Annotated in this window: 16 protein-coding genes; 8 read left to right on the top strand and 8 right to left on the bottom strand. The window is 67.6% G+C overall.

Annotated elements, in window-relative coordinates; genetic code table 11:
- On the bottom strand, nt 1-1811 hold a 1811-nt coding region (locus tag ACFSUD_RS08590; RefSeq protein ID WP_386373418.1), incomplete at its 3' end, for a YjbH domain-containing protein.
- 130 nt (nt 1812-1941) lie between these two features.
- Here ACFSUD_RS08590 and ACFSUD_RS08585 point away from each other — a divergent pair.
- Nucleotides 1942-2664: a metallophosphoesterase family protein gene (locus tag ACFSUD_RS08585; protein WP_386373416.1), complete on the top strand. Its 723-nt coding sequence runs from the start codon at nt 1942-1944 to the stop codon at nt 2662-2664.
- A 97-nt stretch (nt 2665-2761) separates the two neighbouring features.
- Here ACFSUD_RS08585 and ACFSUD_RS08580 read toward each other — a convergent pair whose 3' ends face one another.
- The gene (locus ACFSUD_RS08580; protein ID WP_386373414.1) at nt 2762-3058 is read right to left on the bottom strand and encodes an antibiotic biosynthesis monooxygenase family protein; all 297 of its coding nucleotides are present in this window, start codon (nt 3056-3058) and stop codon (nt 2762-2764) included.
- Nucleotides 3059-3255: 197 nt separating this feature from the next.
- Between ACFSUD_RS08580 and ACFSUD_RS08575 the strand changes: the two genes are divergently transcribed.
- Entirely contained in the window at nt 3256-3921 is a 666-nt protein-coding gene (locus tag ACFSUD_RS08575; protein ID WP_386373412.1) for a sugar transferase, read from the top strand.
- Between the two features lie 18 nt (nt 3922-3939).
- On the opposite strand, the gene ACFSUD_RS08570 is transcribed toward ACFSUD_RS08575, so the two are convergent.
- Nucleotides 3940-5064, bottom strand: coding sequence for a glycosyltransferase family 4 protein (locus ACFSUD_RS08570; RefSeq protein WP_386373410.1), 1125 nt, complete (start codon nt 5062-5064; stop codon nt 3940-3942).
- The gene (locus tag ACFSUD_RS08565; RefSeq protein ID WP_386373408.1) at nt 5061-6224 is read right to left on the bottom strand and encodes a glycosyltransferase; all 1164 of its coding nucleotides are present in this window, start codon (nt 6222-6224) and stop codon (nt 5061-5063) included. Before ACFSUD_RS08565 ends, ACFSUD_RS08570 begins: the two co-directional genes overlap by 4 nt.
- Nucleotides 6225-6336: 112 nt before the next feature.
- Here ACFSUD_RS08565 and ACFSUD_RS08560 point away from each other — a divergent pair, with 112 nt between their 5' ends.
- Genes ACFSUD_RS08560 through ACFSUD_RS08540 form a run of 5 tightly spaced genes read left to right on the top strand, consistent with a single transcriptional unit; the run spans nt 6337 to nt 12245 of the window.
- The gene (locus ACFSUD_RS08560) at nt 6337-7047 is read left to right on the top strand and encodes a sulfotransferase family 2 domain-containing protein (protein ID WP_386373406.1); all 711 of its coding nucleotides are present in this window, start codon (nt 6337-6339) and stop codon (nt 7045-7047) included.
- A complete protein-coding gene (locus ACFSUD_RS08555; protein ID WP_386373405.1) occupies nt 7047-8294 on the top strand; it encodes a hypothetical protein in 1248 nt (415 codons plus the stop codon). The genes ACFSUD_RS08560 and ACFSUD_RS08555 overlap by 1 nt, the downstream gene beginning before the upstream one ends.
- Nucleotides 8291-9811, top strand: a complete 1521-nt coding sequence (locus ACFSUD_RS08550) for an acyltransferase family protein (RefSeq protein ID WP_386373402.1) — start codon at nt 8291-8293, stop codon at nt 9809-9811. The genes ACFSUD_RS08555 and ACFSUD_RS08550 overlap by 4 nt, the downstream gene beginning before the upstream one ends.
- Complete coding sequence (locus ACFSUD_RS08545; protein ID WP_386373400.1) at nt 9808-11136, top strand: oligosaccharide flippase family protein; 1329 nt, start codon at nt 9808-9810, stop codon at nt 11134-11136. Before ACFSUD_RS08550 ends, ACFSUD_RS08545 begins: the two co-directional genes overlap by 4 nt.
- A complete protein-coding gene (locus tag ACFSUD_RS08540; RefSeq protein WP_386373399.1) occupies nt 11133-12245 on the top strand; it encodes a GumK N-terminal domain-containing glycosyltransferase in 1113 nt (370 codons plus the stop codon). Before ACFSUD_RS08545 ends, ACFSUD_RS08540 begins: the two co-directional genes overlap by 4 nt.
- Here the strand turns inward: ACFSUD_RS08540 and ACFSUD_RS08535 are convergent.
- From ACFSUD_RS08535 to ACFSUD_RS08520, 4 genes are all read right to left on the bottom strand, one after another.
- Nucleotides 12185-13528: a hypothetical protein gene (locus ACFSUD_RS08535; protein WP_386373397.1), complete on the bottom strand. Its 1344-nt coding sequence runs from the start codon at nt 13526-13528 to the stop codon at nt 12185-12187. The genes ACFSUD_RS08540 and ACFSUD_RS08535 overlap by 61 nt on opposite strands.
- Nucleotides 13528-13797 (bottom strand): spike base protein, RCAP_Rcc01079 family, encoded by a 270-nt coding sequence (locus ACFSUD_RS08530; RefSeq protein ID WP_386373395.1) that lies wholly within the window; start codon nt 13795-13797, stop codon nt 13528-13530. The genes ACFSUD_RS08535 and ACFSUD_RS08530 overlap by 1 nt, the downstream gene beginning before the upstream one ends.
- A gap of 234 nt (nt 13798-14031) precedes the next feature.
- A complete protein-coding gene (locus ACFSUD_RS08525; RefSeq protein ID WP_386373393.1) occupies nt 14032-15123 on the bottom strand; it encodes a ParB/RepB/Spo0J family partition protein in 1092 nt (363 codons plus the stop codon).
- Nucleotides 15116-16537 (bottom strand): AAA family ATPase, encoded by a 1422-nt coding sequence (locus tag ACFSUD_RS08520; protein WP_386373391.1) that lies wholly within the window; start codon nt 16535-16537, stop codon nt 15116-15118. The genes ACFSUD_RS08525 and ACFSUD_RS08520 overlap by 8 nt, the downstream gene beginning before the upstream one ends.
- A 577-nt stretch (nt 16538-17114) precedes the next feature.
- Here ACFSUD_RS08520 and ACFSUD_RS08515 point away from each other — a divergent pair.
- Nucleotides 17115-18407 carry a replication initiation protein gene (locus ACFSUD_RS08515; protein ID WP_386373389.1) on the top strand — a complete coding sequence of 431 codons (1293 nt, stop codon included), beginning with the start codon at nt 17115-17117 and terminating at the stop codon, nt 18405-18407.
- Nucleotides 18408-18411 lie beyond the last annotated feature (4 nt).

Here is an 18411-nt window from a genome sequence, read left to right as displayed (position 1 = left end):
TCCCCGGCCAGGTAGCGCCCGGCGTCGATCTGCCCGAGGAAGCCATTGCCGAAATCGTAATAGGCCGAGGCATGGCCGGTGATGACGTCATAATCCTGAAAGCCGAGCCGCATGTCGAAATCGCGCTGCCGGGCGTAATTGAGCTCCGCCCCCAGCGCCAGCGAGCTTGCCACCGGATACCACAGCAGCTCGCCCGAGACGCCGCCATACATGTCCTCGAGATAGCCCGCGGTGACCCGCCCGAAGAGATCCGGCCCGGGACGGAACAGATATTCCGCCGTCAGGTTGTTGATCTCGACATCGGATTCCTGGGCATAGCGCAGCACATCGGTGCGCACCCGCGCGATCACCGAATCCGAGGGCCGGTCGGCCTTGTCGATATTGCCCGCCAGCGGATAGCGGAAGCGCCCGGCGAAGGTCAGGCCGGGGCTCGGCTGATAGGCGAGGCTGAGCTGCGCCCCGACATCGGCCCGCACCGGGCTGTCGGGATCGAAGAAGGAGAGGGCGAGATAGGGCGACAGCCCGTAGCTGAACTGCGGAAAGGCATCGGGCAGCGCGTCGCCGCGCGGCTGATCCGCGGCATCCTCGATCCCGGCCCGTGCCCGGGTGCGCCAGGCGCCGTCGTAATCATCCGCCAGCTCCTCGAGATCCGAGCGGCGGCTCACCACCCGGCTCACCGGCACGCCGCGCTGCTGGAACACGACGCTGAACTGCTCGATCCGCGGCGGCAGCACAGCCGCCATGACCCGCGCCGCGCGCCCGGCGGCCTGCGCCTCGACATCCCAGCGCCGGTTCTCGATGCGGATGCTGGCCGCCGTGGCGCTCGTGCTGAATCCCTGCAGCACCAGCCCTTCCTCGGCCAGCCGGTGCGCCAGCACCTTTTCGAGCGCCGCCGGGCCGCCGCCCTGCGCCGGATCGTTCCAGCTCGCCGCCGCCAGCCGTTCGCGCGCCCCGAGCGCGGGCGGCGCCCCCTCGGCCCCGCCGGGCACCACGCGTCGCGCCGGGTCGAGCACGTAGCTCAGCTGCGCGCCGATCTCCTCGCCGCCGATGACGAAGCCCTTGAGCCGCAGGTTGTTGCGGAAACGATGCTCGATTCCGAGGTTGAGCCCGGAGCCGACTTTCATGTCGGTCTTGGCCTCTTCCTCATCATAGATATCCGAGGAATATTCGGCAAAGAGCGTCGTGCGCTCGCCCATCTGCCAGGCCAGCCCGCCGAAGAACGCCGCATCGCCGCGCAGCCAGTTGCGCGCCTCGACCTGCCCGCCGGTATTGCCACGATCGCCGCGCCCGGGCCGCGTCTCGAACCGGTCGTCGATCACCCCGAGCGGATTGTCAAAGCCGCCGCGCCCGGCCAGCCGTCCCCAGCCGAGCCCGCCGGTCACCTTCAGCCGCGATCCGAGATGTTTGGTCGCCACCAGATATTCGCTGCTGTAGATGCCGGTGCCGAGAAAATCGCGCAACCCGAAGGCCAGCGCGGGCATCCGGGCATTCTCCTCAATCAGCTGCAGGTGCAGATCGAAACTGCGGTCATAGCGGTTGCCGATCACCGGGCCGTTGAACCCCTCGATGATCGAATAGCGAAACGAGCCATAGACCCGCGGCAGGAACTGGAACGTGCCGGTATAGCGATCATTCGGCCCGAACACGCTCGCCGCGAAGGCCAGCTCGCCCGGGGCCAGCACCTCGGCGCTCGGCATCTCGACCAGCCCCGGCGTGCCATAGGTGGTCAGCGACGGATCAGCCGTCAGCCCGCCCCCGGAAAGGGCCAGAAGCGCCGCGGCGGCGCAGCTTCTCGTCAGGGCGCGTCTCAAACCCGATACCTCGTTATTTTTGCCCGCACCCTAAAGAAACGGCAGCCAACTTCACATTCCCCGAGGGGTGAAATAGGATAACAATCCTGCTTGCGTCCCCATTGCAACACTTCCCGATCGAGGTCCATTCATGTTCGGCAAATGGCTGAGAAAACGCCCGCGACACACGAGTGACTTCGCAGCCCCCTCCCCCGACAGCGCCTTCATCGCGCTCGGGGACATCCATGGGCGTCTCGACCTGCTCGAACGCGCGCTGCAAAACGCCGACCTGCCGGTGATCTGCGTCGGCGATTACATCGACCGCGGCGATCAGAGCGCCGAAGTCCTGCGCTGTCTGCAGGCGCGTCCGGAGGTCACCTGCCTGATGGGCAATCACGAAGAGATGATGCTCAACTTCCTCGCGCAGCCGGTCCGTCACGGACCGCGCTGGCTGCGCAATGGCGGGCTGCAGACCCTGGCGAGCTTTGGAATCGCCCGGATCAGCGACAGCGCCGAGGGCAAGAACCTCACGGCGGCGCGCGACGCGCTTGCCGAAGCGCTCGGCCCGGAGCTGCTGCGCTGGGTCGGGACCCTGCCGACCTGCCACCGCAACGGCAATATCGCCATTCTCCATGCCGGCGCCGACCCGCAGCTGCCGATCGACGCGCAGTCCCGCGACACCTTGCTCTGGGGCCATCCCGAATTTCGCCGGATGCCACGCAGCGACGGGATCTGGGTGCTGCATGGTCACACCATCGTCGATGCCCCGCGCGCGCAGGACGGCGTCATCTCAATTGACACCGGCGCCTATGCCACCGGCAGGCTCACCGCCGCGCGGATCGACGGGGAGGGTGTCAGCTTTTCGAGCGTCTGAGCCCGGGTTTCATCCCCAACTTGCTGCACGACCGGGGATTCCGTCAGGCGGCCCTCTCACGCCCGCTGTTTCTTTCACCTGCCGGCCGCACGCCCCCTCATTCCGCCACCAGGTCATAATGGCGGATAAGACGCGACTCGACCAAAGCCTCCTCCGCCGGATCGACATGGGGTGCAGCATAATCCTCCCCCGCGAAGGCCTTGAGCGCCGCCAGGTCGCGCCAGACCATGACGAAGCTGAACTCCCGCGGGCTTTCCGCGCGCGCCGCGCCGGGCAGGATAGAGACGAGCCCGTCGGTGCGGCGCATCAGCGGAATCGCCGTACGGTAGAAGAAATTGGCAAATTCGGCCTCCTTGCCGGGCCGGGTGACCACCTGGAAAATCCGCATGATCATCTCTCGTCCTCCTTGCCTTCACCCTATCATGCACCGCGCCGAAAGTCATCGCGGACCCCGCCTTCCGCCCCGTCAGACTGCGCCGCAATTGCCGAAAAATATCGAAAAATTCGCCGGGATTAACCGGGCCTTAACCGCGCGGGCCATTTACTCGAACGCGACAGAACTGTGGGTGGGATCACAGTGACGGAGCACCGATGGCCCATCTCGATCGTCCTTTCGCGGCGGCAGACCTCGCCCGCCCCGGCACCGGGTTCTACGCCGGGCATGGCAAACGCCTGCTCGACCTGACGCTGGTGCTGGCCACCTTGCCGATGACCCTGCCGCTGATCGCCCTGCTCTGGCTGCTGGTGCGCGGCGGCGGGGGGCCGGGCTTTTATGGTCACCGGCGTATCGGCCGTCACGGCAAGGCCTTCACCTGCTGGAAGATCCGCAGCATGCATGAGGATTCCAAGGCGCGGCTCGCCGCTCTGCTCGCGCAGGATCGTCGCGCCGCCGATGACTGGGCGGCGCGCGCCAAGCTCGGCCGGGATCCGCGCATAACCAGGCTCGGCCGTTTCCTGCGCCGCAGCAGCCTCGACGAATTGCCGCAGCTCTGGAACGTGCTGCGCGGCGAGATGTCCCTCGTCGGACCGCGTCCGGTCACCGCGGCGGAACTCGCACGCTACGGCGAGCATCTGCCGCGCTATCTCGGCCAGCGTCCGGGGCTTACCGGCCTCTGGCAAGTCAGCGCGCGCGAGCGGGGCTGCTATGCCGTGCGGGTGCGGCTCGACAGCGCCTATTGCGCGCAGATCTCGGCGCGCCGCGACCTGAAGGTGCTGCTCGCCACGTTCGGCGCGGTGCTGCGCGGCACCGGCAGCTGAAACCGGCAAAGACGCAGATCACGCCGGGCGGCGCAGCGCAAGCTGCCCGGGCAACGGCTCCGCCAGCGCCAGCAGCTCCGCGGAGAGCGCGCGCGCCGCACGCGCCCAGGTGAACCGCGCCGCCCGCGCGCGGCCCTTCGCCACCAGCGCCCGGCGCTGCGCCTGCGACATGGCGCAGAAGTCGCACAAAGCCCTTGCCATATCGTTAACGTCGCGGGGATCGCACCAGTGCGCCGCCGGGCCGAGCACTTCCGGCAGCGCCCCGGCCCGCGCCGCCAGCACCGGCGTGCCGCAGGCCATCGCTTCCAGCGGCGGAATCCCGAAACCCTCGTTCAGCGAGGGAAACACGAAGCCATCCGCCCGCGCATAGAGCCCGCGCAGCACCGCGTCGCTGACCCGGCCGAGCAGCCGCAGCCGCGGCGCGGCGCTCAAGGCGGAATGCGCGACACCGGGGGCGGCGGCGCCGACGATTACCAGTTCCGGCAGCCGCTCCCCCGCCAGGCGATGCGCGGCGACCAGCCGGACAAGGTTTTTGTTGGGGCTGAGATTGCCGACACAGAGCAGGAACCCGGCGCGCGGCAGGTCAAGCTGCGCCAGCGCCGCCGGATGGTCCGCAAGATGGTCGAGATGATCGGCTCCGTTGCCGACGATCGCGAAATCCTCCGCCGACAGGTCAAGACAGCGCCCGAGTTCCCCGGCGGAGAACCGGCTGACCGTGAGCAACCGCGCGGCGCGCCGCGCCAGCCGCGGTCGCAGCAGCCGGTGCCACTGCCGGTAGCGCCAGGCGAAACTCTCGGGCTGGCGCCAGATATGCGCGTCATGCAGCGCCAGGACCTGCCGGGGATGGCCGAGCGGCCCGCTGTTGCACAGGCTCAGCAACAGGCCGTGCCGCGCGCGACGCAACAGCGCGACCTGTTCCCAGACATGGCCCTGCGCCCCGGCGACCTCGCAAAGCGCGATATGGCGCCATTCCGGCCGCCGCAACGGGCCGGGCGGATGCAGCGCCTGCACCGCGCCGAGCCGCGCACGCAGGGCCACATCGGCATCGAGCAGCGCATCGAGCGCGTCGAGCAGCGAGCCTGCATAACGCTGCACGCCGGAAAGCGGCTGGCACAGGAAGCGGCCGTTGATATAGAGGCTCACGCGGCCACCAGCGCCGCCTCCTGACGCGCCGCCGCGGCGGCCTCGGCGTAAAGCGACATGGTATCGCGCCCGAGCCGGTCGAGCGCCCAATCGGAAACATCGGTCTGCCGCGCCCCATGGCCGAGCCGCGCCAGCCGCGCCGGATCTTCGAGCAACCTCGCCATCGCGTCGCAGGTGCCCGCCACATCGCCGGGCGCCAGCACCAGGCCGTTGCACTCATGGCGCACTAGTTCGTCAATGCCCGGCAGATCGTTGATGACCATCGGCACCCCGGCGGCCATCGCCTGCACGGCGACCCTCGGCAGCCCCTCGCGCGCCGAGCTCAGCACCGCCACATCGGCCAGCGCCAGCAGCGCGCCGGGATCGGGGCGATGGCCGCAGAACACCACTTTCTCCTGCAGGCCGAGCTCCGCCACGGCGCGGCGCACCGGCGCCTCTTCCGGACCCTGCCCGGCCAGCAGCAACCTCAACCCCGGGAGCCGGGCGGCGCGGCTTTCGGCAAAGGCACGCAGGAACGGCAGATGTTGCTTGCGCTTCTCGAAAGCCGCCATCATCAGCGCCACTTTCGGCCGCCCCGGCCCGACGAGCCGCTCCCCGTCACCGGGCGGCACGGCCTGTTGGAACTGCGCCAGATCCATCCCCGACCGCACGCAATGCACGCGTTCCGCAGGCGCGATCCCGGCCTCGACATAGGCCCGGCCGGCCGCCTGCGATACGCCGATGAACAGGTCGGTACGCCGCGCCGCCATCTTCTCCGCCGCCACATAGGCATGGCGCCGCGCCGCGGAGACCGCCTCGAAAGGCACGATATGGATGCCATGCACGACCAGCGCCTCGGGCACCGCATCCGCCGCCAGTCGCCCGAGAATGCCGGCCTTGCTCTGATGGGTATGGATCACGTCCGGCTTCAGGCAGCGGTAGAGCTCGCGCAGGACCTGCAGAGCCGCGATATCCTGCAGCGGGCGCAGCGCATGGACCATCTCCGGCAGCCCGATCCGGGCGATTCCGGCGCTTTCGAGAGTGTCCCAGCAGTGGTCCCATTCGGCGCCATGAATGAGGGTCACCTGGTGCCCGGCAGCGACCTGCGCGCGGCAGGTCGCCAGCGTATTCTCCTCAGATCCGGCCCGCAGAAGGCGGGTAAGTACATGGACGATATGCATCTTCAACCTTTCCGAGCGCCGCGTCACGGGCCCTGATCATCATTAATCCTGCGTTAACCCTACCCATGCGACCCTTAACAAATCGCAAACAACGCACGCAAAAGTTGCAAATATGGCAGAGAGATCACACCTCCCGGGTATCGTCTATATCCATGTCCCGAAATGCGGCGGCAGCAGTTTCAGCGCGGCACTGCGCCTGCGCCATCTGCTTTCGAACGCACGAATAAATCTGGATCAGGGCAATGCCCTGCTGCGCGGCGAAGCGCGGATCGCCTCCGATTACCGCGCCCGCCAGGAACAGCTCGCGGCACTGCTCAAGTCGGGCAAACGGCTGATCACCGGCCATGTCCACTACAACCCTGAGCTGCATGACCGCTACGGCTATTGCCATGTCACCCTGCTGCGGGACCCGGTGGCGCGGTTCATCTCGCATTACCGCTACCTGCAGCGCCGCCATCCCGACCCGGCGCGCCCGGCCCGGCTCGCCGATTTCCTCGACAGCACCGATGCGCCCCGGCTGGCGCGGCAATACCTGCTCTATTTCGGCCAGGGCCAGAGCGGGCCGGGCGGGCGAAGCGCACCCTCGGTGGCACGGGCGCTGCACAACCTGTCACGCTTCGCACTCATCGGCGATCTCGGCGCTCCGCGGCAGTTTCACCGCGCCCTCCGGCGGCTGAGCGGCGGCCCCCTGCCCTATTGGCACCGCAACCGCGCGCCGCGCAGCGCCGCCGTCGCGCCGGAAATACGCCAGCGCATCGCCGCGCTCTGCGCCGAGGATCTGCAGATCTACAACGGCCTGCAGGCCGCGCGGGCGGTGGCCTGATGCGGATGATCGGCCCGGCGCCGCTGCTGCTAATGTGCTGGGGGGTCAGCCTGGCGATTACCGGGCTGGCGCTGGCGCTGCCGGGCTATTTCGACCTGGTGGCCCTGTTCCTACACCGCGACATGCTCGATCTGCGCGCCTTCGGCAGCGCGGGGGCGGTCTGGATCGGCACCGCGCTGCTCGTCTATCTGGTGGCGGATCTCGCCGCCCGCCACAGCCTGCCGCGCCGCCGCCCCTTCCGCCCTGGCGTGCCGCTCCACCGCCTGGCCGGGCTGACCTTCGGGCTCAACCTGCTGCTGCTTTCGGTGACCCTGGGTTGGATCGCGCTCACCGCGGCGCGCACGGGCGGGCTCGCGCCGCTGCTCAACCTCGCCTATGCCGACAGCCTGACCGCCCGCGACCTGCTGATCGAACACAAGCTCTTCACCGGCATGCGGCTGTTCTATGCCGCGTTGCCCGCCACCGGCTGCCTGGCCGCAGCCTGCCTGGCCAGCGGCGCCCTGGGCCGAGGTGCGCGGCGCGCCTGCCTCGGCGTGCTGGCGCTCAACGCCATCGCCCTGACGCTGCTGCCGCTGGTAATGAGCCAGCGCCTGCTGCTGCTGCAATTCCTCGCGTCAAGCTACCTCGCAGCCTGCCTGGTGCGCGGGCGGCTCTTCGGCCTGGCATGGCTCGCCCTCGCCCTGCTCCTCTTCCTCCTCACCTGGGTGCTGCGCGAAAGTCTGACCAACCCGGCGATCAACCGCAGCGCGCTCGACCTCGGCAGCCAGAAACTCGCCTATTATTTCGTCAACGACATGCGCAACGGCTTCGCACCGCTGCAGGCGGAGATCGCCCATACCTTCGGCGCGATCTCCCTGCGCGGGCTGATGTTCCTCAGCTTCAGCGAAGAATTCTTCAGCGACCTGCTGGCACCACGACTCGCGGCGCTGGCCGCCCTGCGCGGGGGCGGAGAATTGCCGCTCTTCACCGCCGTCTATGTGGATTTCGGCCTGCTGCCGGGAACGCTGGTGATCGCGCTCTGCGGCTTCGGCTTCCGGCTGCTGTTTCACAAGGCGAAGCAATCGTTGGGCTGGGCGACCCTCTATGCCCAGCTCGGCGCGGCGCTGCTGTTTTCCAGCCACGGGATCTATTTCACCCATCAGAACTTCCTGTTCTCGCTGTTGCTGATCGTGCTGACCCTGCGCTGCGCGCGCGGCCGACCGGGGAGCCGACCGGGCAGCCGCGTCATTGCCGGAGGCGCGGCATGACCGGGATGCCCGTCACCCCGCTGGCGACGCAAACGCCGACGAACACAAGGCTGGCAGGCCTGCAATCCCTGCGTGGTCTCGCCGCGCTGATGGTGTTGATCGGCCATATCCTCGCCGAGGCCGAACATTACCGCGCAGCGCCCCTTCCCCTCGCCGCCCTGCCCTGGAGTCGCGGGGTCGATATCTTCTTCGTCATCTCGGGCTTCATCATCAGCCTCTCGCTGCATCGGCACATCGCGCGTCCCCTGCCCTTCCTCGCGCGCCGCCTCTGGCGCGTGGCGCCGCTCTATTACCTCTTCACCACGCTGATGCTGCTGACCCTGCTGCTGCTGCCCGGCGCCGCCAAGGACAGCAGCCTTGATCTGGCCGGGGCGCTGCATTCCTATGCGTTCCTGCCCCATGCCCGGCCCGACGGGCGCATCGCGCCGCTGCTGTCGCTCGGCTGGACGCTGAATTACGAGGTCTTTTTCTACGTCCTCTGCGCGCTCTGCCTCGCCATGCCGGCGGCGCGGTCGTGGATCGCAACCGGCCCAGCCTCGTGCGCCCGCCTCCAGACGATCTCCCTCTCGCGCGGGCAGGTGGTGCAAAGGCCCTCCCTGAGCGCGCGTCTCGCGGCAATGTTTACGTCGCCCGCAAGGATCGCGACAAGCTCCCCGTCGCGCGTGCGCATCCCGGCAAGCTCCCCGTCGCAGGCGCATAACGTGACAAGCTCACCCCCGCACCAGCGCCCCGCAGCAAACCCTGCTTCGCAGTCGCCCATCGCGACAAACTCCCCCTCACGCGCCTGCATCCTGACACGCTCCCCCGCACAGACGCAAATCGTGACGAACCCTCCCCCGCACCAATGCCGCGTAGCAGACCGGGCTTCGCAGGCGCCCGGCGCGACAAGCTCCGACCCGCACGCCCACCTCACGGCTACACCGTCGCCGGTCCGGCCCGCAACAGACGGGTCGGCTCCCCTGTCCACCCCCCTGCCTCTCATCTGCGCCATCCTCGGATTTCTGGCGCTCTGCGGCCTGCTGCTCTCGCCGCTGCCCCTGCCTTTGCAGGTCTGGAGCAACCCGCTGATTCTCGAATTCTGCTACGGCATCGCCCTTGCCGCGTTCTGGCAGCGCGGCTGGCGCCGTGCCAGCCTGCCGCTGGCGCTCCTCGCCCTTGGCACCGGGCTGGCGCTGCTTGTCGCGCTCGATGCCACCGATCTGCCCCGGTTCATCGCCGCCGGCCTACCGGCGCTGCTGATCACCGCCGCCGCGACGCTTTTCTGCCCGGCACGCCGCCTGCCGGGCCGCGTGCTCGGCGATGCCTCCTATGCGCTTTACCTGTCGCATCGCTTCGCCCTGCGTCTCACCACGCTGCTGGTCCTGCCGCTCTTGCCCGCCACGCCGCTGGGTCTCGCTCTCTATCTCGGACTGGCGCTCGCCACCTGCCTGGCGCTGGCGCTGTTCACCCACCGCTTCGTCGAAACCCCGCTGCTGCGCCTGGCCACGCCGCCCGGTCCGCGAAAGGCCACCTCATGAGCCCCTATCTCTGGTCCTCCCTCCTGCAATATTCCCGCGCCGGTATCGGCGCGCTGGTCTTCCTGCTGGCCGCGCGGTTCCTGTCGCTGGCCGAGATCGGAATCTTCGCCACTGCCTATGCCCCGATCCGCCTTTCGCAAGCGCTGCACCGCGCCGGGATCGCCGAGATGGTGGTGATCCGCCGCGCCAGCGAGCGGCGGCTGAACGCGCTGTTCTGGCTCTCCGTCAACAGCGGCGCGCTCCTTTCCCTCGCGCTGGCCCTGATCGCCCTCGCACTCGGCAACAGGGCGCTTCTGATCCTCTCCCTCCTGCCGCTGCTGCAGGGTCTTGGCGCGGTCAGCGACGGGCTGCTGCGCAAGCATCTGGCCCTGCGCGCCCTCGCCCTGCGCAGCCTCAGCGTGCAGGGCATCGCCGCTGCCGCCTGTCTCGCGGCGCTGGCCGCAGGCTGGGGCAGCGGCGCGCTGATCCTCTTCGTCACCTGCAACACCGCGCTTGGCACCCTGCTCAGCCTGCATCAGGCGCGCTGGCGCCCGACCGGCCCGCCCAGGCTAAGGGAACAACTCTTAACATCGCGTAAAACCGCAGAGATCGCGACGCGTGACCTGCTCGCGTCCGGGCTCCTGCCGCTCGCGCAGATCGCCATCGGCCTGTCGCTCGGCCTCGCCGCCGCAGGTGCCTTCCAGATCGCCACGCGGCTCGTCGCGATGCTCGAGACCCTCGGCATCGCGCCCCTGCGCTACCTCGCCTTGCCGCAATTCGCCGCGCCCGGCGCCACGCGACCGGCGCAGCAGGCGCGGCTCGCGCACAGTCTGCGACTCAGCAGCCGAATCACCGGCTGGCTCTGGTTCCTGGCGCCCGATCTGCTGCCGCGTCTGATTCCCGATCAGGCCGACGCCGTGCTGCCGGTTTTCGTCGCCCTGCTGCCGCTCGTACCGATTGCGGCGCTCGCCATGCCCTTCAGCCAGGCACTGACCGCACGCGGCGCAACCGCGCCGGTGCTGGCGCGCGCATTGCTCTGCCTCGGCCTCTCGGTGCTGTTCTGCGCCCCGGCGCTGGCCCTCTCCGCGCCGCTCACCGCCGCCGCACTTTCCGCCGCCGCGCTGCTCGCACTGGTGTGGTTCCTGAACCGCGCCCGTATCCTGCTCTGCCTGCCGGGCGCGCTGTTCTGGATCCCGCTGCCGCCGCTGCTCAGCGGCGCGGGCATGGCGGTGATCCTGCTCTGCCTGCGCCTCGGGCCGCTGCCCGACCTTGTGCTCGGAAGCCTGCTCTACGCGCTACTGCTCAGCGGCTGTTCCCTGCCCCCGGCGCGCGAGCCTGCCGCATGAAACGCGCCGTGATCCTCACCAGCCATTTCCCCCGGCAGAAGCGCCGCGGCTCGATCCACTGGATCAGCGACCACCTGCAAGACACCGGCTGGCACGTGACCTTCGCCACCGTCGGCTACAGCCAGCTCGCCCGGCTCAGGGGCGACAAGCGCCTCGCCGCGCTCCACCACTCGCCGCTTCCGGGCGAAACCCGCCTCAGTGCCTCGCTGACGGGCCTCTACACCCTGCCCCTTGCCTACCCCGTCAATACCGGACTCGCCCCGCTGACGGCGCTCCTCGGCGCGCTCAGCCCGTTTTGCGTCCGCCACTGGCGAGACCGCCTGTCCGCAGCGCTCGAAGCCGCCGATCTGGTGATCTGCGAAAGCGGCGCGCCGGTGCTGCTTGCGCCGCTGTTGTCGCGCTGCGCCGCGCAGGCTCCCCGGATCTACCGGGTGAATGATGACATCTCGCTGCTCAACGCCGCCCCCGCGCTGCTGCGCGCCGAGGCGGCGAGCCACCACTTCACCCGCATCAGCCTGCCCTGCCCCAGCCTCTCGCACCGCTTCCGCCATCCCCATGTGACCATCGACCACCCCGGCATCCCGAAAGCGCGGATGAAGGTCAGTACTGCTGACCCTTATCGCCGCCGCGATGACCGGATCGCCATCTGTGCCGGGACCAGCCAGCTCGACAGCGACGCGCTCGACAGGATCGCCCGTGCGAAACCGCAATGGCAGATCCACGTGCTCGGCCGCTGCCGCGCGCGCGCCTCCCGGCGCAACCTCACCTTCCACGGCGAGACCGACTTCGACACCACGCTGGCACATATCGCCCATGCCGACATCGGCCTCGCCCCCTATCGCGACCGGCCCGGCATCGAATACCAGCGCGCCAATTCCAACCGCATCCTGCTCTACCGCCACTTCGGCCTGCCGATCCTCGGCCCGCAACGGCTTTGCCACCCGTCGCTGCCCCGCCTGATCCCCTATGAACAAATCGACCGCTGCGAAACCATGCCGCGCCAGCCCGAGACGCTCCCGGACTGGTCCGAACTCGCCGACAGCCTCGCTCAGAACCCCGAGATCGCCCCCGCCCCCGAGGCCAGCAGATCCCCGCCAAGTACCGCCTGAGCGCGGGTATGGACCTGCCCGCCATTGGCCTCGATCGCCAGGTTGCTCGCCGCCCCGGCGGCATCCGCGACACAATCCTGCAACCACATCCTCGCATCGTTGGAACATTTGAACGCCACCGACGTACCATCGACATCGCGCGCAGTCGCCCGGCTCCCCGCCAGCCAGACCTGCGCTGCCTGCACGCAATGCACCTCCGTACCCTTGCGCGACCAGCCGAAATCGCCGCCAAGCACGACGGCACGCACCCCGTCGTGACAGGTGAAGCCGTTGCAGGATGTCGCCGGATCGATCCCGTTGCGATACCCGGTGAAGCGCTCCAGCAGCACATGCATCCCGCCGACCCCATCCTCGTGAAAGGACCAGCCGTCCTTGGCCCCCATCGACGCCGCGCAGTCAAAGAACGCCAGCAGCCCGTCGGTGCGCCGCACCCGGACCGCGTCGAGCGGGCTCGCCGGGTTGCTCGGTGCCGCATAGCCGAAGGCGCAATTCACCGCGACTACGTTGCGCGCCGCCACCGCGTCGAGATGCAGCGCCCCGCTGATCCCAGCCTCGACCTCGATATTCTCGAGGTAGAGATCGCGCGCATGCGACAGGAACCGCGCCCCGTGAAAACTGCGGATCAACGCAATATCCGACTCCCCCGGCGCGGCCCCGATATTGACCCGCACCGACCCGCCGAGATCACACCAGCTCTCCTGCGTCGCCGTGCAGGAAGCCGCATCCGCCACCTGCAACAGCTCGCGGTAAAGCCCCTGATCGTCGCGCAGATCGCAGCGAAACACCCGTTTGACCGAACTCACCGGCGCGGAATAACTGCCTCCCGCATCGCCCCATTGCACCGCAAACGGCCCGGTGCGATAGCGCAGCTTGCCGCCCCAGCCGATGATCGCCACCGGCTGATCGGGCTCCTGGTTGCCGTTGCGGGTAAAGGCGCTCTCCTCGTAGAACCCCGGCTTGACGATCACCCGATAAGGCGCGCCGCTGGCATTTCCCGCGACGAAGGCCGCATGGATGCTGCGCTTGGCGGCGGAGAAATCCCCCTCCACCGCGCCCAGCCCGCTGTTGCCGTCATCGCCGAGATCCCCATCGACATGCAGCGCCAGCCCCTGCCAGATCAGCGGATCGACCAGCGCGCGCGGCTCGAGCCCGCTGCGAAACCCGGTGCCAAGCCGCGTCACGGAGAGCGGAAACCGCGCCTGATCCCAGCCGAAACCGGGCGGCAGCGGCACCGGGATCTTGCGTCGATATTGCGGCAGCAACCCCACGCCAGCCCCCAGCATCACAGCAACCCCGTGATGCCGGTCGCCGTCGTGCCGCTGGCCAGAACCCGGCTCACCCGCAGCGGATAGATCACCCCCGGCGCGAGGTTCAGCAAGGTCAGCTCGTCGCCATCCCGAAGCCGCAGCGCCACGTCACCGCCGGTCCCCAGAATGATCGCGCGGGTGACGCTCGCCACGTCAATGGCATCATCCGGCGTGATCGCGAAACCGCCGCAGATCGGCCCGGTGAGGCCGGTGGAATAATGTTGAAACCGGTCGATAAGTGGCATTTGCGCCTCCTTGCATGAACGAGGCCTGGAGCATCGCGCAGCCCGGTTGCAGAGCCGCTAACGCCGCGTACGTCGCCCGCGCAACAGCAGGCGGGCAGGGGAGGCATCAACAGGATTGATGAGGGAGAAAAAGGGGCCGGACCGGGTGCGTTTCCAGCGCTTGGCAGCGCAATTCACGCCAGGATCGACCGCCGGGGCAGGGAGGTTTCGCGCGCGAAACCTCCCCGTTTCGCGTCAGACTTCTTCGAGCAGATAGCGGATATGATCCATCACCTGATCGACCAGCACCGTATCGACATTGCCGTAAAGCCGGATGGCAAACCCGTCCGGCGTCTCGACCCGCTCCATCGACCGGCCATTGGCCAAAGGCACCCTCGGCGAGCGCACCACCTTGCTGACCTTGCGCGGCCGCCCGCCGCGTGCCGGGTCCGCTTGACCCTCGGCACGGGTGACAATGGGCTCGATCAGCTCCCATTCCTGCTCCGCCGTCTCGGGCTGATGCCCTTCCAGCTCGTCGCGCAGATCCTCGCCCAGATTGGCCCGCAGCGCCGCCGCGATGCGCAGGCATTGCCGCTCGCTCAATGCCGTTGCGAAACGCAGCATGTCGCCCAGTTCCTCATGCACCAGCGCGAAGGACCGGATCTTCGACCGCTTGGCCTTGGAGGCCGATGTGAACAGCGTGTTCACCGCCTCTTCGAGGCTTGCGAAGACCCCGTCATGAAAGGCGATTGCCGCCGTCCGGCCGCGCTCATACTGGCTCAGCCCGACCCGGATTTCGTTCTCTTCCACCATCGAGACCAGCGCCTCGGCAATGCTGCCGGGCTGGCGGATGAAGGCCTGAATCGTGCGGTGCCGCTCGCCCCCGGAATAATCGTTGAGTCGCCGCACCGCGGCCAGCCGCCGGAAGCCGGAGATCAGCGCATATTTGCCCGCCGCCTCGGGATTTGTCGGCTCGAAAACCTCGATCGGCAGGCGCAGCCCATGGGCGCTGATCGAGCTTACCAGCTCGCTCATTTCCTCGTCATCCAGCGCCATCCGGTCCCGGGTCAGCGCGTCTGCGGTGATCTCGTGCACCGGGATCTCGACCGCCACCAGCCCCTTCTCGCGGGCTTCGCGCATCAGCCGCGCATCGGCCTTGTCCTTGGCCAGCGCCTCGCGCTGCGCCTGGGGCAGGGGGTCGTTGCGCAGGGCCGCATCGGCCACCACATCGGCAATCGGCGGCCGCAACCCCGTCCCCGGCCCGGGGGAGGTTTCGCGCGCGAAACCCTCCTCGATTTCCTTCAGCGCCTCGGCTGAGGGCATCTCAAGCTGCCTGCGTTTAGCCATGCTCCACCTCCTGCTGGTCCTGTGCCTGCTCTTGCTGCTGTTGCGCCGCCAGCTGCCCGTCACGCCACCAGGCCCCGATCAGCATCTCCTTGAACTCTGCATAGGTCCGGTCGAAGGTCTCGCGCCCCCGCACATAGGTCTCGCGGTTGTAATTGCGGTAATCGGCCTCGTAGATCCCGCTGACGCTCTCTCCGGCCTGCCCGACCATGGCAGTGAATTCCTGGCGGTAGGCATTGGTCATATCGCCGAAATAGGCCTGGATCACATTCGCCAGATCGGTCTGCTGGGAGGGGTCGAACCGGGTGATGATCGCGCGCACCACGTCCCATTCGAACTTGATCTCCGGCAGCCCCTCACGGCGCCGCACCGCGTTCTCGCCGTCCTCGATCGAGGCGAAGGTCGAATAAAGCATGTCAAAGAACCGGCCGGTCGAATCGAACTCCAGAAACGACGCGCCGAGCGGCACCAGGATGATATCCGCCGCCGCCAGCGCGTTGATCGTCAGATAGCCGAGGGCAGGGGGGGTATCGAGCAGGATGATGTCATAATCATCGAGCGCCCCGCCCTGCTCCAGCGCCCCGTTCAACGCATCCCAAAGCGCCCAGCCCCGCAACGCCATCCGCCAGACCGGAATTTGGAACTCCGCCCAGTAAAGATTGAGCTGCGCGCCGATGAGGTCGATGTTGGGCCAATGGGTCTTCTGCACCACATCCTTGAGCGACATGGTCAGCGCCTCGGTCAGCGTCTCGTCAAGCGGCAGCTCCGGCTCTCCGGCGGCCTCCCTGACCCGGTTTTCGGCCTGCACATTCACCGCGTAATCGCGCGCCAGCAGCGGGAAAACGGTCTGCCATTCATCGGCCACCTGACCGCCCATGATCGAGGTCATCGAGCCTTGCGAATCCAGATCGATCACCAGCACCTTGTACCCGTCCAGCGCCGCCGACATCGCCAGATGCCCCGCCGTCGAGGTCTTGCCGACCCCGCCCTTGAAATTGGCCACCGCCACCACCTTCGCAGGCAGCCCCTCGGGGCGGTAGGGGCGGTATTCCTTCGTGCTGACCCCCTCCTCGGCGAAGTGGTTTCGCAGCTGAAGGATCTCCTCCAGCGAGAACCACCGCGCATTGCCCTGACCCTCGCCCTGCGGCAGATCCGGGTTCTTGTTGAGCACCCGCCGCAGATGCGCCGGCGCCACCGGTATCAAGTAGCGACAGACCTCCCAGGTGGAGAATTTCCGCAGCTTCTTGCGCCCGTCCGGCGCATAGCCCCGCTCCGCCAGATCCTTGCGCCCGCGCCCGGCAAAGGCCGCCGCCCGGGCGAATCGGGCGGTGTCCACGGAGGGCCCGAGCTTCTTGCCGGCGGCTTCGGGATTGAGATTCAGATAGGGCGGAATCGGGGTGTCGTTTTTCTTGTCCATGTCGCGATGCCTCAATCAGATCGCCCTTTCAGGGCTCTATTGCGCAAATCATCGCACATCCTCTCTGGCAAGTGAATCACAAAGAACAGCGGCGCATTTCCGGGGGGTTCCGAGGTTTCGCAGGCGAAACCTCCCCTTCTTCCATCCTAAAACAGGGAAAACAGCAGCCTAAAGCTTGTATTTCCTTTCAGGCCTTTTGAATCTTTAACCGGATAAATACTATATATAACAGTTCCTTAAAACAACATGAGACCCCGTTTACGGGATCATAGGCACCCGTCTACGGGATCAGGGGACCCCACAGACAGGGCCGAGGGGGCCGATTCGCGGGAGCAGGGGGCCCTATGGGCGGGAACCGGGGCTAAAGCGGCCTTCGCGGCCATTATCGCGGCTTCTTATCCACAGATGCCCCCCGAAAACGGGTCCCTATGCGCGACAGGTACCCGTTTACGGGAGCGGCTCCTCCCGTAAACGGGTACCCTAACAAAGATTGAGCGCGGGCACCTATTGCGCCATACTGAGGGCGAGCAGAACCGCAGAGAGCGCCAGCAGGCGCCGCGGGAAGAAAGCAGGGCAGATGCAGGCGAGTGACATACCCCATGACAAGCTGACCGGCGCGCTGCGGCGCAAGTCGGTAAAGAAGAACGTGGCAGCGATCCATGTCTCCGGCAAGCTGACGCTGCTGCAGCGCAAACTGTCGAACGTGTTGCTGCTCAATGCCTATGACACGCTGGTGACCCGGGCCAAGCACCAGATCGATGCGCGCACCCTCTGCCTGATGGTCGGCTACAATTCCAACGACATGGCGGCGCTCAAACAATCGCTGCGCAGCCTTGCCGAGACCACGGCGGAATGGGACATGCTCGATTCCGAGGGCCGCCAGGAATGGGGGGTCTCGGCTCTCCTCTCCTATGCCAAGCTGGCGGGCGGGGTCTGTGAATACGCCTATTCCCCGGCGCTGGCCGAGAAGCTGCATGACCCCAAGGTCTTCGCGCTGATCAACCTCAACATCCAGCGCCGCTTCACCTCGGGTCATGCGCTGGCGCTCTATGAGAATTGCTATCGCTTCGTGCGCACCGGCAGCACCGGCTGGTGGCCGATCGATCTGTTCCGCCGCCTGATGGGTGTCGATGGCAGCACCTATTACGAGAGCTTCAAACACCTGAACGGCAAGGTGATCAAACCGGCGGTCAACGAGGTCAACAAGACCTCGAATATCCTGATCACCCCGGAATTTCGCAAGATGGGACGGCAGGTCAGCGAGCTGCGCTTCCTGATCAAGGAGAATCCGCAGCTGGCGATGCTCGATATAGATGACGGTGCGGCGGTGCGGCAGGGGGCGGTCTATGGCGCCCTGGTCGAGGTCGGGGTGAGCGACCGGCTGGCGCGGCAGTGGATCGCCGAACATGGCGAGGATTATGTCTCCGAGAAACTCGACTATCTGAAGGGCAGGGGGGCAGTGAGTAGCCCGGTACGCTATCTGACCGCCGCGCTGAAGGGCGATTACAAGGATGCCACGCCAATGCCGCAGCCCTCGCCGGAGGCAAAGGCCGCGGCCGAACAAGGTGTCGCTCAGCGCCAGGCGGTGAGCGCGGCGGAGGCGGAACGCGCAGCGCAGATCGACGGCGAACGCAAGCGCCGCGCGGCGCTGATGGCGCGGATCCGCAGCCTTGTCGAAGCGCGGAGCCCGACCCAGCGCGACGCCGACCGACGGTTGTTTCTGGCCAGTCTCACCGACGAGCTGGCGCGTCAGGAATTCGCCCGGCTGAGCTGGAGCTCGGCGCTGAACGTGTCGGAAATGGTGCGGTTCTGGGAGGAGATGGTGCCGGGGGCTTTCGAGGATCTCGAAGCACCGGCCGCGCGCGCCTGACATT

Source organism: Sulfitobacter aestuarii (assembly GCF_042685005.1).
Classification (GTDB): Bacteria; Pseudomonadota; Alphaproteobacteria; order Rhodobacterales; family Rhodobacteraceae; genus Sulfitobacter; species Sulfitobacter aestuarii.
Note: the sequence above shows the minus strand (reverse complement) of the source record. Positions and strands in the feature narration are given on the sequence as shown.